At 41.4% G+C, this 13756-nt stretch carries 14 protein-coding genes; all 14 read right to left on the bottom strand.

Features of this window, described 5'->3' with window-relative positions:
* Positions 1–4: 4 nt before the first annotated feature.
* The 14 genes from rnhB to tsf all read right to left on the bottom strand — a co-directional run bounded on the left by rnhB (position 5) and on the right by tsf (position 13719).
* Positions 5–613, bottom strand: a complete 609-nt coding sequence (rnhB, locus tag AAEU29_RS00760; RefSeq protein ID WP_421971650.1) for a ribonuclease HII — start codon at positions 611–613, stop codon at positions 5–7.
* Positions 606–1766, bottom strand: a complete 1161-nt coding sequence (gene lpxB / locus AAEU29_RS00755) for a lipid-A-disaccharide synthase (RefSeq protein WP_421971649.1) — start codon at positions 1764–1766, stop codon at positions 606–608. Before lpxB ends, rnhB begins: the two co-directional genes overlap by 8 nt.
* Positions 1766–2536: an acyl-ACP--UDP-N-acetylglucosamine O-acyltransferase gene (gene lpxA, locus AAEU29_RS00750; RefSeq protein WP_421971648.1), complete on the bottom strand. Its 771-nt coding sequence runs from the start codon at positions 2534–2536 to the stop codon at positions 1766–1768. Before lpxA ends, lpxB begins: the two co-directional genes overlap by 1 nt.
* 3 nt (positions 2537–2539) lie before the next feature.
* Positions 2540–2992 carry a 3-hydroxyacyl-ACP dehydratase FabZ gene (gene fabZ / locus AAEU29_RS00745; RefSeq protein WP_038642235.1) on the bottom strand — a complete coding sequence of 151 codons (453 nt, stop codon included), beginning with the start codon at positions 2990–2992 and terminating at the stop codon, positions 2540–2542.
* A 74-nt stretch (positions 2993–3066) separates the two neighbouring features.
* A complete protein-coding gene (lpxD, locus tag AAEU29_RS00740) occupies positions 3067–4086 on the bottom strand; it encodes a UDP-3-O-(3-hydroxymyristoyl)glucosamine N-acyltransferase (RefSeq protein ID WP_421971647.1) in 1020 nt (339 codons plus the stop codon).
* Between the two features lie 8 nt (positions 4087–4094).
* Positions 4095–4616: an OmpH/Skp family outer membrane protein gene (locus AAEU29_RS00735; RefSeq protein WP_421971646.1), complete on the bottom strand. Its 522-nt coding sequence runs from the start codon at positions 4614–4616 to the stop codon at positions 4095–4097.
* 13 nt (positions 4617–4629) lie between these two features.
* Entirely contained in the window at positions 4630–7101 is a 2472-nt protein-coding gene (bamA, locus tag AAEU29_RS00730) for an outer membrane protein assembly factor BamA (protein ID WP_421971645.1), read from the bottom strand.
* A gap of 18 nt (positions 7102–7119) precedes the next feature.
* Complete coding sequence (rseP, locus tag AAEU29_RS00725) at positions 7120–8466, bottom strand: sigma E protease regulator RseP (RefSeq protein WP_421971644.1); 1347 nt, start codon at positions 8464–8466, stop codon at positions 7120–7122.
* Positions 8466–9671 (bottom strand): 1-deoxy-D-xylulose-5-phosphate reductoisomerase, encoded by a 1206-nt coding sequence (ispC, locus tag AAEU29_RS00720; protein WP_421971643.1) that lies wholly within the window; start codon positions 9669–9671, stop codon positions 8466–8468. Before ispC ends, rseP begins: the two co-directional genes overlap by 1 nt.
* A complete protein-coding gene (locus tag AAEU29_RS00715; protein ID WP_421971642.1) occupies positions 9671–10537 on the bottom strand; it encodes a phosphatidate cytidylyltransferase in 867 nt (288 codons plus the stop codon). Before AAEU29_RS00715 ends, ispC begins: the two co-directional genes overlap by 1 nt.
* Positions 10538–10557: 20 nt before the next feature.
* The gene (gene uppS / locus AAEU29_RS00710) at positions 10558–11319 is read right to left on the bottom strand and encodes a polyprenyl diphosphate synthase (protein ID WP_421971641.1); all 762 of its coding nucleotides are present in this window, start codon (positions 11317–11319) and stop codon (positions 10558–10560) included.
* 111 nt (positions 11320–11430) lie between these two features.
* Positions 11431–11988, bottom strand: coding sequence for a ribosome recycling factor (gene frr / locus AAEU29_RS00705; RefSeq protein WP_421971640.1), 558 nt, complete (start codon positions 11986–11988; stop codon positions 11431–11433).
* A 22-nt stretch (positions 11989–12010) separates the two neighbouring features.
* A complete protein-coding gene (pyrH, locus tag AAEU29_RS00700; protein ID WP_372770704.1) occupies positions 12011–12748 on the bottom strand; it encodes a UMP kinase in 738 nt (245 codons plus the stop codon).
* A 119-nt stretch (positions 12749–12867) separates the two neighbouring features.
* The gene (gene tsf / locus AAEU29_RS00695; RefSeq protein ID WP_372770705.1) at positions 12868–13719 is read right to left on the bottom strand and encodes a translation elongation factor Ts; all 852 of its coding nucleotides are present in this window, start codon (positions 13717–13719) and stop codon (positions 12868–12870) included.
* Positions 13720–13756: the final 37 nt, after the last annotated feature.

Raw genomic sequence — 13756 nt, 5'->3', positions numbered from 1 at the left:
TGCTTTACGCAAGCTCGCCATTGGCCTGCGCGATTATCGTTTTTATTGGCTTGAAACTGGTTCTATGATGCGGTGTTACGCCGTGAAGTGCAAGCGCTTCAAGATGCGCTTTAGTTGGGTAACCTTTATGACCTGCAAAGCCATATTGCGGGTATTCTGCATCTAGCGCCTTCATCTCGTTATCGCGAGTCACTTTAGCTAAAATGGATGCTGCGCTAATTTCGGCAACTAAACTATCGCCTTTAACAATAGCTTGTGCTGGTATATTAATATCTGGCAAGCGATTACCATCAATAAACACAAATTCCGCAGGGATTGATAACCCTTCTACTGCACGTTTCATGGCAAGCATAGTGGAATGTAGAATATTAAGCTCATCTATTTCTGGCACAGTGGCTCTGGCAATATTAAAACACAGCGCTTTTTCGATAATTTCATCGTATAACGCTAAACGTTTTTTTTCTGTGAGCTTTTTAGAATCTGCAAGCCCAGCAATTGGGTTGTTTGGATCTAAAATTACTGCTGCAGTTACCACATCACCCACGAGTGGACCACGTCCTACTTCATCAACACCGGCAACTAACTGTGTATTAGGGCGAATAATCTCAGTCATTTTTATTCTCTATAACGTTACTTACAGCAAGTGCTGCTTGTTTACTTGCGTCGAGCCTTAATGCTTTATGCATTTCAAAAAAAGTCTCTTTAAGTGCAGTTTGATCATTCTCAAGTAGCGGCAACAAGGTACTGGCCAGATTTTCTGGTGTCAGATCATTTTGCAGTAGCTCAGGAACTAATTGCTTGCCCGCTAATAAATTAGGAAGTGAAAAATGTTCGATGTTAAATTTAAATAAGCGTGTCACTAAGTGGTATGTCAGGGCTTTTAACTTGTAGCCTACCACCATTGGGCGTTTTAATAGCATACATTCAAGCGCAGCTGTACCCGACGCTAATAGCACAGCATCAGCTGCAGTCATGACTTCTCGCGATTTACAATCGACAAGTGTAAATACATCTTCAGCTTGGTATTGTTTAGCTACTGCTAAAAACTCGTCTTTTCGTTTTTCATTTACGAGAGGCACCAGCACTTTTAAATCGGGAAGTTGCTGTTTAACAAGAAGCACAGCTTGAATGTATGGCTCACTCAGTAAAGTCACTTCTGAACCGCGGCTACCAGGTAGTACCGCTAAAACTTTATCATTTGTAGTTAAATTAAAAAGTGCCCTGCTTGCTTCTTTATCATCTTCAAGTGGTAATTCATCAGCCAACGTATGACCAACAAATTCGCACGGAATATTGTGTTTATCATAAAACGCTTTTTCAAATGGCAGCAGTGCAAGCACTAAGTTAGTCGCTTCAGCCACTTTAAAAACGCGTTTTTCGCGCCATGCCCACACCGATGGACTGACGTAATGCACAGTTTTAATACCAGCGGCTTTGAGTGGTTTTTCAACACGTAGGTTAAAATCTGGCGCATCGATACCAATAAAAATATCGGGCGGATTATCAATAAAGTGTTGAACGATTTGCTTTTTAATACTCAGTAAGCGAAACAGCTTAGGCAGTACTTCAAATACGCCCATCACAGCCAACTCTTCCATTTGAAAATGGGTTTTAAAGCCTTCAGCCAACATGCGCGGTCCGCCAATACCTTCAAACGAGGCGTTTGGGTAATGTTGTTTTAGTGCTTTAATTAATCCTGCACCTAAAATATCGCCGGAGTGTTCCCCGGCGATAAGTGCAATTCGTAATGGCTTATCCGATATCATTATCGGATAAGTCCACGACTAGATGATTTAGCGAAATCGATCATGGTTTGCACGGCTTTAAACTGCTCTGCTTCTTTTTCCATTTCAGCTAGCGCTTCATCTAGCTTATTACCTTTACGGTAAAGCAACTTATAAGCACGGCGTAATGCCATAATTTCGTCTGACTCAAAACCTCTGCGCTTGAGGCCTTCGGTGTTGATTGCTACAGGTCGTGCTGGCGTACCAATGGTAGTTACAAAAGGTGGCACATCTTGGTTTACACCAGAGTACATACCAACAAACGCATGTGAGCCAATATGGCAAAATTGGTGAATACCCGAGTTACCAGCAAGGATCACCCAGTCACCTACATGAACATGGCCTGCTGCACTTGCGTTATTAGCGAAAATACAGTTGTTGCCAATCACACAATCGTGCGCAACATGCGTATACGCCATAAATAAGTTATTTGAGCCAATTTTGGTAATGCCTTCATCTTGAATGGTACCACGGTGAATTGTGGCACATTCGCGGATCACGTTATTGTCACCAATAATCAGCTTTGTTGGTTCATCCTTGTACTTTTTGTCTTGGCACGCTTCACCCACTGAAGCGAATTGGAAAATATGGTTACCAGTGCCAATCACAGAAGGCCCTTTGATAACAACATGCGATTCAATGATACAGTCGTCACCAATCACAACATCGTTGCCAATATAACTGTAAGGACCAACTTTTACGTTGTTGCCAAGTTGAGCACCAGGCTCAATAATTGCAGTAGGATGGATCACGTATTATAACTCTCTTCTTGCACACATTAACTCAGCTGAACATACAACTTTACCGTCAACTTTCGCTTCACCGTAAAATTTCCACATATTGCGACGCTCTTTTAAGAACTCAACATGGAGGTGCATCGTGTCACCTGGTAATACTGGTTGCTTAAAACGTGCATTATCAATGGCTGCAAATAAATATAGTTCATTATCGCCACGATTTTCGGTTGTTTTAAAACCGAGTAAACCTGTTGCTTGCGCTAATGCTTCTAAAATCATTACGCCAGGGAAAATTGGCTGCCCAGGGAAGTGGCCTGTAAAAATTGGCTCATTTGCTGTGACATTTTTGATCGCGTGAAGCGTTTTTCCCGGTTCAAAGTCAACTACTTTATCAACCAATAGCATTGGGTAACGATGCGGTAATAGCTTTAGGATTTCTTGAATATCAAAGCTGTTTAATTGTTCTGCCAAAATCTTTTTCCTTAACCTAACTTATATCCTCGTCTCAGTTTTACACTGAAACGATCAATAACACATGACGAAGGTTATTCATCACGCTCCGGCAGCGCTTGCTCAACTGCCTTTAATCGTTTGTTTATCGTTGAAAGCTGACGTAATTGCGCCATATTACGGCGCCATTCTTTGTTGTCACTGTGCGGCACACCTGAAGAGTAAATGCCTGGCTTGTCGATACCACTAATGACCATCGACATACCTGTAAGAATTACGCCATCCGCAATTTCAACATGGCCAGTAATTGCCGACATACCGCCTATCTGACAGTATTTGCCAATGGTGGTGCTACCTGCCACCACGGCGCAGCCTGCAATTGCAGTACCTTCTTTGATCACAACGTTGTGTGCAATTTGCACCTGATTATCAATAATCACGTTGCGCTCTATTACGGTATCGCCAATCGCGCCACGGTCGATTGTGGTGCTTGCACCAATTTCAACTTTATCGCCAATAATTACCGAACCCAGCTGTGGGATTTTAACCCATTGACCTTGTTCATTTGCATAACCAAAGCCATCAGCGCCAATTACAGTATTAGCATGTACTAAGCAAGATTCACCAATCTCAACTTGATGATAAATCGTTACATTAGCCCAAATCTTTGTGTTGGCACCTATTTTAGCACCCTTACCAAGAAAGCTACCAGCACCAATTGATGCGCCTTCGGCAATTTCTACACCCGCTTCAATGACTGCATTTGCACCAATAGACACGTTATTGCCAATTTTTGCCGTGGCATCTACAACTGCTGTCGCATGAATATCGCTTGCAGGTGAAGGCGTTGTATCCATTGCTTGTGCTAATAAGGCATAAGCCAAATAGGGATTTGCAACAATGATTTTATTACCCGAAAAATGTTCAGCATCTTTCGCTGACAAAATGACAGCACCTGCATTAGTGAATGCTAATTGTACGCGGTATTTTTTATTGGCAAGAAAACTAATTTCATCGCCTTTTGCATTTTCTAGGGTTGCTATACGAGAAATGCTGAGCGAGTCATCACCGACCAGCTCAGCATTTAAAATCTCAGCAATTTGCTGTAATTTCATAAATTTTATTAGTTAGCCTTTGCTACACGCTCTGCAACTTTATCAGTGATATTATCTACTTTTTTCTCGTTTACATAAAGGCTTGCAGCAGCAGGTTTAACTTCGTCATATTTACCTTCTTTCGCTTCTGCTTCAATCGCTTGGAAAATAATAGACTCAAGTTTTTTTGTTTCTTGTGCTTGGCGCATCTGCATTTCTTGTTGTAAAGGCTGACCTTTCTCTTGTAATGCTTTTTGTAACTCTTGAATTTTCTTCTGATGCGCTTCTTTTTGTGCTTTGCTCATCGTCGCGTTTTCACGCTGGTATTTTTCAACTTCAAAACGAATGTCTCCTTGCAGTTTTTCTAGCTCTTGTCTGCGCTCACGGAACTCAGACTCTAACGTTGCTTTAATTGCTGCCGCTTGAGGAGCACCAGAAAATACTTGCTGTACATTTACAATCGCAACTTTGTGAGCAAAAGAGCTTGCTGAAGCACCCATTAGAAAAGTAGCTAACAAAGTCATGGCGGTTGTTTTAATCATTTTATTCACGAATTTATTCCTTTTAGAATGTGTTACTTATGTTAAAACTAATACCCTTAGTTTTATCATCTTCTTCTTTCTTAAGTGGATAGGCAAAACTAATTACCATAGGGCCCATTGGCGAAATCCACTGAATTGATAAACCTGTTGAAACACGGAAACGACTTGGATCCGAGTAATCTTCAAGTAATGCTTGTTCATCTGGCGTTAGGTTAGCGTAACGATCTACATCGAACTCAGTATCCCATACGTTCGCCGCATCAACAAATAAACTAGTACGAACAGAACTACTGTTCTCATCGTCTAAGAATGGTGTTGGTACAATCATTTCAAGACCAGCAACAGCCTTCACGTTACCACCAATACGACCATACGGTTCAACATTGTCAAACTTAGGATCACTACCGATTTGACCTTGTGAACCATCACCACCAGGTGTGCCTGGAAGCCATGTAGGCCCTACAACGATTGCGCGTGGTAAAATAGTATTTCGTTCAAAACCACGTAAATCCATTTCTGAAATACGGAAGAACTCTTGTACCGGAAGAATTTGGTCATAGCCATTTGTTTCACCGTAACCATTACCATAACCAAGCGCTGCTTTCGCAGAGAATGCCCACTTATGATTTGTACTTAATGGCCAGTAGAAACGTGAATCATAATTAACTTTAAAGTAATTAAGATCCGAATTAGGTGTTGTTGCTTTAAGCGTTAAGCTTTGTTTCGAACCTGCTGTTGGGAACATACCACGGTTAAGCGTTACACGTGACCAACCAGCACTTAATTCAAGCTTTAAGAATTCAAAACCTGCATCTGGATTCTCAGGGTCTAAGAACGTCTCACGCATAATACGTGTTTGCTCGTACTCTGAAAGTTCTGATAAGTATTCTTTTGAAACCGTTGCACCAAAGTTTAGACGGTTATTTGCATTTACCGGAATACCTAGGCTTGAGCCAACGCCATATTTTTTACTCTTATAGTCAATTAGGCTGTACTTACTTGCATCGAAGTTCTGGAAGAAGATCGAGTTACCTAAGCTAATACCATCTTTTGTAAAATATGGGTCTGTGTGCGATAAGCTCACGTTCTGTGAACCGGTTGCCGTACTGATATTAAATGCAACTTGGTCACCAGTACCTAAGAAGTTAGATTCACTGATACCGATATTAAACTGCAGCTTGTTATATGAACCGTATGCAAGACCAGCATTAAAGCTACCCGCTGATTGCTCTTTTACAGTGAAGTCCACATCTACTTGGTCATCTTTACCCGGTACAGGCGACACTTCAAAATCAACGTTTTCCATATACATTAAACGTTGAATTTGTAACTTAGAACGCTCAAGTGTACTGTTAGAAAGCCATGCACCTTCAAGCTGTGTGACTTCACGACGAATTACTTCATCAGAAGTAATTTCATTACCGCCGATGTTAATACGACGAACGTAAATACGTTTACCAGGGTCTACCGATAGCGTTAGTTTTACTTCTTTGTTTTCTTCATCAATATCAGGAATAGTTCGCACTTCAGCATTGGCATAACCAAAGCGAGCTAAGTAGTTTTTAATAAACTCTTCAGACGCTGTTACCACAGAACCGTTGTATAACTTGCCCGTTTTAAGTGGAATAACTGCGCGAATAAGCTCTTCACGACCAAGCAAGTCACCCATAAAATCAAATTCTTTAACAGTAAACTGCTCACCTTCGGTAACGTTTACAGTTACGTATACAGATTCTTTATCTGGGCTTACTGATACTTGGGTAGAATCAATATTAAATTTAAGGTAACCACGGTCAAGGTAGTAACTACGTACTTTCTCTAAATCGCCTTGTACTGTTTGCTTTTGGTATCTGTCGTTTGACATAAACATATACCAAGGCAAATCCTGACGTGATTCCGCAAGTGCTAACAGCTCTTCATCAGAGAATAATTCGTTACCAACGATGTTGATTTGACGAATTGATGCAGCCTCACCTTCTTTGAACTCAAGCTTCAGCTTTACACGGTTACGCGGTAAACGTGTAACTGAAACATCAATCGCTGCATTGTATTTACCAATGCCGTGGAAGAACTCTATTAGCCCTTTTTCTAAACCATCGACAACAACCATATCGAGCGGCTCACCTTTACGGATACCTTGCCCCTCTAAACTTTCATTTAGTTGCTCGTCTTTAATATCTTTGTTGCCTTCAAATTCGATAACGCTAATGGTTGGTCTTTCCGTCACTTGGAAAATAACCGTATCACCATCACGTACCACTTTGATGTTATCAAAATGGCCCGAACCATAGAGAGCTTTAATCGTTTTTGAAATTGTGTAACTGTCGAGGTTATCACCAATGTTAATAGGAATGTGCGTTAATGCGGCACCTAGTGCAACACGTTGCAATCCTTCAACTCTTAAATCTTCTACAATAAAGGAGTCTTGTTGGCCGAGAGCAGTAAAGCTTGCTCCCAATAAACTTATTACAGCCAATTGTTTTCTTATAGCCATGTTATTATTTGATTTCCTTTATAACCGCGTAAAATCGTTAAACAGCGCAAGGCAAGTTAACAATATAAGGATTAGCGCACCAATCCTAAAACCTAATTCTTGTGTCTTTTCAGAGACTGGCTTTTTTCTGATAAGTTCAATGATGTAATACATTAAATGGCCGCCATCTAAAATTGGCAGCGGTAACAAATTGAAAAAACCAATGCTCACACTAACAAATACTAAGAATTCCAATAATGGCATGATGCCACTACTAGTGCTGGCTCCGGCGCCGATTGCCACCCCTACCGGACCACTTAAGTTAGCAACAGAAACTTGTCCTGTTATCAAATTTACTACTGTTGCAAAACTTACTTTTATTAATTGAATTGTTTTATCAACACCCAAAACAATTGCATCAAAGACACCGTATTGTTGTGTCGAAATCATCCACGATGGCCAATTTTCAACAAAGGGTACCACACCTAAGTAGCCTTGATTAAGCCCTTGATCATTTTTTTTGCTACCTGGGGTAACTTCAATATTGAGCTTCTCATCACCGCGGCTAATAGTAAGTAATAATGGCGAATTTGGCGAGCGTTGAATTCGGCTTACAAAACTTTGCCAAGAGGTTACTTGTTCACCATCAACAAGGTGAATTGTGTCTTCAACTTGAAGTCCAGCATTTGCTGCAGGACTGTCCTTTTGCACATGACCAAGGCGCATAGTCTCTAATGGTCTAAATGGTTTGATACCAATATCAACAATTGGATTACCATCATCTTTTAATTGCCAATCGGATAAGTTGAGGTAGGTTTGTTGATAGCCTAAATCATCGTCTTTAACACTAATGCGAACTTGCTGCTCGCCAATGTTTTCCATGAGCATTAACAACGTTTCACGCCAACCGTAAACTTCTTTATCGTTTATAGCTGTAATTTGTTGCCCTGCTTGTAGCCGTGCTTGCTCCGCTAAACTGCCAGGCACCACTTCACCTATTACAGGCAATAATGAACGCACACCCACCATATACATAATGGCAGAAACAACAATGGCAAATACAAAATTTGCCATTGGACCCGCTGCTACAACTGCGATACGTTGGTAAACAGATTTATTGTTAAAAGCTGCTGTGCGCTCAGAAGGCGCAACATCTTCCACTCGCTCATCGAGCATTTTTACATAACCACCTAGCGGGATCGCAGCAACAACATACTCAGTACCGAGTTTGTCATACCATTTAAACAGCGGTTTACCAAAGCCAATAGAAAAACGAATAACTTTAACGCCACAGCGTCTCGCTACCCAAAAATGCCCATATTCGTGCACTACAACAATAATGCCAATCACTAATACGAAAGACAGTAAGTTCCACAAAAATTCCACTAACAACTCCCTGTAATCATGTTATTTGCCAGCGCACGAGCTTCACTATCCAGTTGTAAAATCTCATCTAGATTATTTATTGCCAAGTGTTTGTGTTGCTTAGCAATCTCATTGAGTACCTGGGAGTTAATGCGGTAAATATCTAAAAAGCCAATCTTATTTTCAAGAAACGCAGCTACAGACTGCTCGTTAGCAGCATTAATCGCAGTAGTCGCATATTGACCTTCACTACATGCATCAATAGCTAACTTTAAATTCGGGTAACGTTCAAAATCAGGTGCAATAAAACTAAAGTCGACCATTTGCGTGAAATCGAGTGGCGCAACACCCGCGTCAATTCGTTTTGGAAAAGCTAAAGCGTGGGCAATTGGCGTACGCATATCAGGATTACCCATTTGCGCCAATACTGAGCCATCAGTGTATTGCACCATTGAGTGAATAATACTTTGTGGATGGATTACTACCTGAATATCGTCAGGCTCTGCGTTAAATAACCATTTTGCTTCAATAAACTCTAAGCCTTTATTCATCATAGTGGCTGAATCTACTGAAATCTTTTTACCCATATCCCAATTTGGATGGGCTACCGCTTCATCTACTGAAATATTGGCAAAGGTATTTAAATCGCGTGTTCTGAAAGGTCCACCCGAACCCGTTAAAAGTATTTTGCTTACGCCATGCTGAGCTAAATTTGCACTGAAACAGTTTTCTTGCACACTCGATGGCATCGCCTGGAATATTGCATTATGTTCGCTATCGATAGGCAATAACGTTGCACCAGAGTGTTTTACTTCATTAATAAACAGTTCACCCGACATCACAAGTGATTCTTTATTGGCGAGTAACACGCGTTTACCTGCTTTAATCGCTGCAAGAGTCGGCATCAAGCCAGCCGCTCCAACAATAGCTGCCATAACAGAGTCTACCGACTCGTCACTAGCAACATCACATGCACTTTGCTCACCACTAAGTACAGTAACTGGTAAACCCTGTTGAGCTACATATTGTGATAATTGCTGCGCAGCTTCTGCATCTTGCATGACGGCATATTGCGGTAAAAATTGTTTGCATTGCTCGACCATTAACTGCCAGTTTTTACCCGCCACAAGCGCAAAAACTTGATACAACTCTGGATTTCGTGCAATGACATCAAGTGTGCTTGTACCGATAGAACCCGTTGAACCAAGTATTGTTACACGTTGCATTATGCCACCAAGGTCCAAGCATAAAATGCGGCAAAAAGAGGTGCTGCAGCGGTTAAACTATCAATTCTGTCGAGAATACCGCCGTGACCAGGTAAGCATGAACCACTGTCTTTTAAGCCAACTTCGCGCTTAAACATACTCTCTAATAAATCACCAACAGCCGAGAAAAGTCCGACTACCGCAGCCATAGCCGCGTAAAGAAACCATTTATCCGTTGGTACTTTGGTGAAATAACAAAAAGCCAGTACAAAAATACCCGAACAAATTAAACCACCTACTAGCCCTTCAATTGTTTTGTTGGGACTAACTAACGGCATTAATTTGTGTTTACCTAAATTCTTACCTGAGAAGTAAGCACCGATATCGGCACTCCAAACAATGCCAAGAACAACCATAATTAAAATTGAACCTTGCGTTGCATTGGTAGCGTATTCGCTGCTACGAAGTACATTAAGTGCTAACCACATAGGAAGAAGCGTTAATAAACCGGCAATAGCACGCATCGTCAAACCACTGTGCCACGCTTTTGCTGTTCTTGGGTAGGTCCATACCAGTGCACACGCGACTAGCCACCATGCGACGGCTAAGGTAAAGACATAATTTGCAGAACCAATTAATTTGCCATTTTGCCATAAGCTTTCAATTGGCCAGAATAGGTTTGCAATAAATAAAATAATTGCTGTACCTGCAACATAGCTCATGCGTGCAGCGAATTTCTTAAGCCCCATAAACGCTGACCACTCCCAAGCAGAGAGCAACACAATCAAACCTGCAATTAGGCTGAAAAGCTCAAGAGGAGTGAAAAAAACAAGCGCAAGCGCTGCTGGCGCTAACACCAAAGAAGTTAAAATACGTTTTATTAACAAATCAAATTACCCTTTTAAAATCACGATTGAGCAAGTAGTTCTTTTATTTGTTCGCCAGTACAACCAAAGCGACGCTCTCGTGAAACATAACATGCGATTGCATCTGCAAACGCTTGTTCATTAAAATCTGGCCAAAGTGTATCAGTAAAATAAAGTTCAGCATAAGCCGCTTGCCACAATAAGAAATTGCTTATGCGTAAATCGCCTCCAGTGCGAATTAACAGATCAAGTGGCGCTTGTTCATGCATGCTAATGTACTGTGATAGCACATTTTCATCAATATCATCAGCGGATAAGTCACCGGCTTCAACTTGTTTTGCTAGTTGTTTTGCAGCTTGGGCAATATCCCACTGACCACCATAATTGGCTGCGATATTGAGTGTCAAGCCAGTGTTATTTGCAGTTAATTGTTCTGCTTTCTGCACGCTTTTTTGTAGCTTGTCAGAAAAGCGACTAATATCACCTATCACTTTCAACTTAACATTATTTTTATCGAGTTTTTTTACTTCATTGGTCAATACAAACATGAAGAGCTCCATTAAGGTAGTCACTTCTTGTTCAGGACGGCGCCAGTTTTCACTGCTAAATGCAAAAAGCGTTAACGATTCTATGTTCAGTTGGCGACAGAACTTCACCGCATTTCTAACTGACTCAACGCCCTTTTTATGACCAAACACGCGAGGCTTACCCTTTGCTTGTGCCCAACGTCCATTACCATCCATAATTATGGCAACATGACGCGGTAAGCTTTGTTGAGTAATAGCATCCTTGGTGATTGTCATTAAGTGTCGTTTCCTAAAGTAAAAAGCGCCGTCTAGTATACCCTAGACGGCGCTTTAAAACTAATAATTTAGTTGTTCAATGATTGAGCGTAAAAGCGCTCAAAAATTGTTTTAGATTTCCATTAATTCAGCTTCTTTAGCAGATAAAATAGCATCCATTTCTTTGATGTATTTATCCGTTAGCTTCTGAACTTCGTCGTCACTTTGACGCGCTTCATCTTCTGAAATCTCTTTGTCTTTTAACAGTGCTTTAACGTCTGAGTTAGCATCGCGACGGATGTTACGAATTGCAACACGGCCACATTCAACTTCACCACGTACGATCTTAATAAGATCTTTACGACGCTCTTCTGTAAGTGGAGGTAATGGTACGCGAATAACTGTACCCGCTGACATTGGGTTTAAACCTAAATCTGACGCCATAATTGCTTTTTCAACCGCTTGCGTAAGTGATTTATCAAACACACTGATCGCAAGAGTACGGTTGTCTTCAATTGTCACGTTACCCACTTGGTTAAGTGGTGTGTCAGCACCGTAGTAAGATACTTGAATACCGTCTAAAAGGCTTGGGTGTGCGCGGCCAGTACGAATTTTTGATAATTGTGAGCCTAGCGCGTCAACACTCTTTTGCATACGTTCTGCAGCATGCTGTTGGATTTCTTTAATCACGTTAATCTTCCTAACTAATAGCTTATTCTGCTGATTTATGTGTAATCAGCGTACCTTCATCTTCACCAAGGATAACACGTTTTAACGCGCCTGGTTTATTCATATTAAATACACTGATTGGCATATTGTGGTCACGAGCCAGGGTAAATGCCGCTAGGTCCATCACCTTTAATTCTTTTTCGATTACTTCGCTGTAAGTCAAAGTTGGGTAAAGTGTTGCCTCTGGGTTTTTCACCGGATCATCACTGTATACACCATCAACTTTTGTCGCTTTTAATACTGTGTCAGCTTCAATTTCAATGCCACGTAAACATGCTGCAGAGTCTGTTGTAAAGAATGGGTTACCTGTACCTGCTGAGAAAATAACAACACGGCCAGTTTTCAGTAAGCTAATAGCTTCTGCCCAGTTATAAGCATCACATACACCGTTTAGTGGAATTGCTGACATTAGACGTGCATTAACATATGCACGGTGCAGCGCGTCGCGCATTGCTAAACCGTTCATTACCGTTGCAAGCATACCCATATGGTCACCAACAACACGATTCATGCCGTTTTCAGCAAGTGTACCACCACGTAGGAAGTTACCACCGCCGATTACCACACCTACTTCAACGCCTAACTCTACAAGCTCTTTAATTTCTTGTGCCATACGGTCAAGAATTGATGGGTCGATACCAAAGCCTTCTTGGCCCATTAGAGCTTCACCGCTTAATTTCAATAAAACTCGTCTAAATACTGGCTTACGATTTGTGTTCATAGTAGTCCTGGCTGAAAAAGTTGCAAAAAATAACCGCGCTAATTATAGCGCGGTTATTCTAAAGAATTTTATCTCTTAGCGCAAAAGCAAAAGCCATTTTGCTAAGTGAAAAAAGTCGATTACTCGCCTTTAGCTGCTGCGATTTGTGCAGCTACTTCAGCAGCGAAGTCTTCTTCTTTCTTCTCGATACCTTCACCTACTTCTAGGCGAATGAAACCAGAGATAGTAGCGTTCTTCTCTTTAAGGAACTCACCAACTGATTTCTTAGGTTCCATGATGAAAGGCTGACCAGTAAGAGAGATCTCACCAGTGAACTTCTTCATACGACCAACAACCATCTTCTCAGCGATTTCTGCTGGCTTACCTTCGTTCATTGCGATTTCAACTTGAACCGCTTTTTCTTTCTCTACAACCTCAGCAGGAACATCTTCTGGGTTAAGGAACTCAGGCTTAGAAGCAGCAACGTGCATTGCAACGTGCTTAAGTGTTTCTTCGTCAGCTTCACCAGTTACAACAACACCGATACGGTCGCCATGACGGTATGCAGCAGCGCTAGCGCCATCGATGTACTCAACGCGACGAACGTTGATGTTTTCACCGATTTTAGCAACTAGTGCAACGCGTGTTTCTTCGAATTGCTCTTTAAGTGCATCGATATCAGCTTTTGACGCAGCAGCTGCATCAAGAACAGTGTTTGCAAAACCTAGGAAGTTTTCGTCTTTAGCAACGAAGTCAGTTTGACAGTTAACTTCAAGAAGCGCAGTGAAACCTTCACCTTGCTTGATAAGGATTGTACCTTCTGCAGCGATGTTACCCGCTTTTTTAGCAGCTTTAGCAGCACCGCTCTTACGCATGTTTTCGATCGCTAACTCGATATCACCGTTAGTTTCAGTAAGTGCTTTTTTACAATCCATCATGCCAGCGCCAGTGCGCTCGCGTAATTCTTTAACTAGGGCAGCAGTTACAGCCATTAGTATGTCCTCAAATCCAAAATCTATTTAAAATAAG

This window comes from Pseudoalteromonas aquimarina (genome assembly GCF_049257255.1).
Taxonomy (GTDB): domain Bacteria; phylum Pseudomonadota; class Gammaproteobacteria; order Enterobacterales; family Alteromonadaceae; genus Pseudoalteromonas.
Note: the sequence above shows the minus strand (reverse complement) of the source record. Positions and strands in the feature narration are given on the sequence as shown.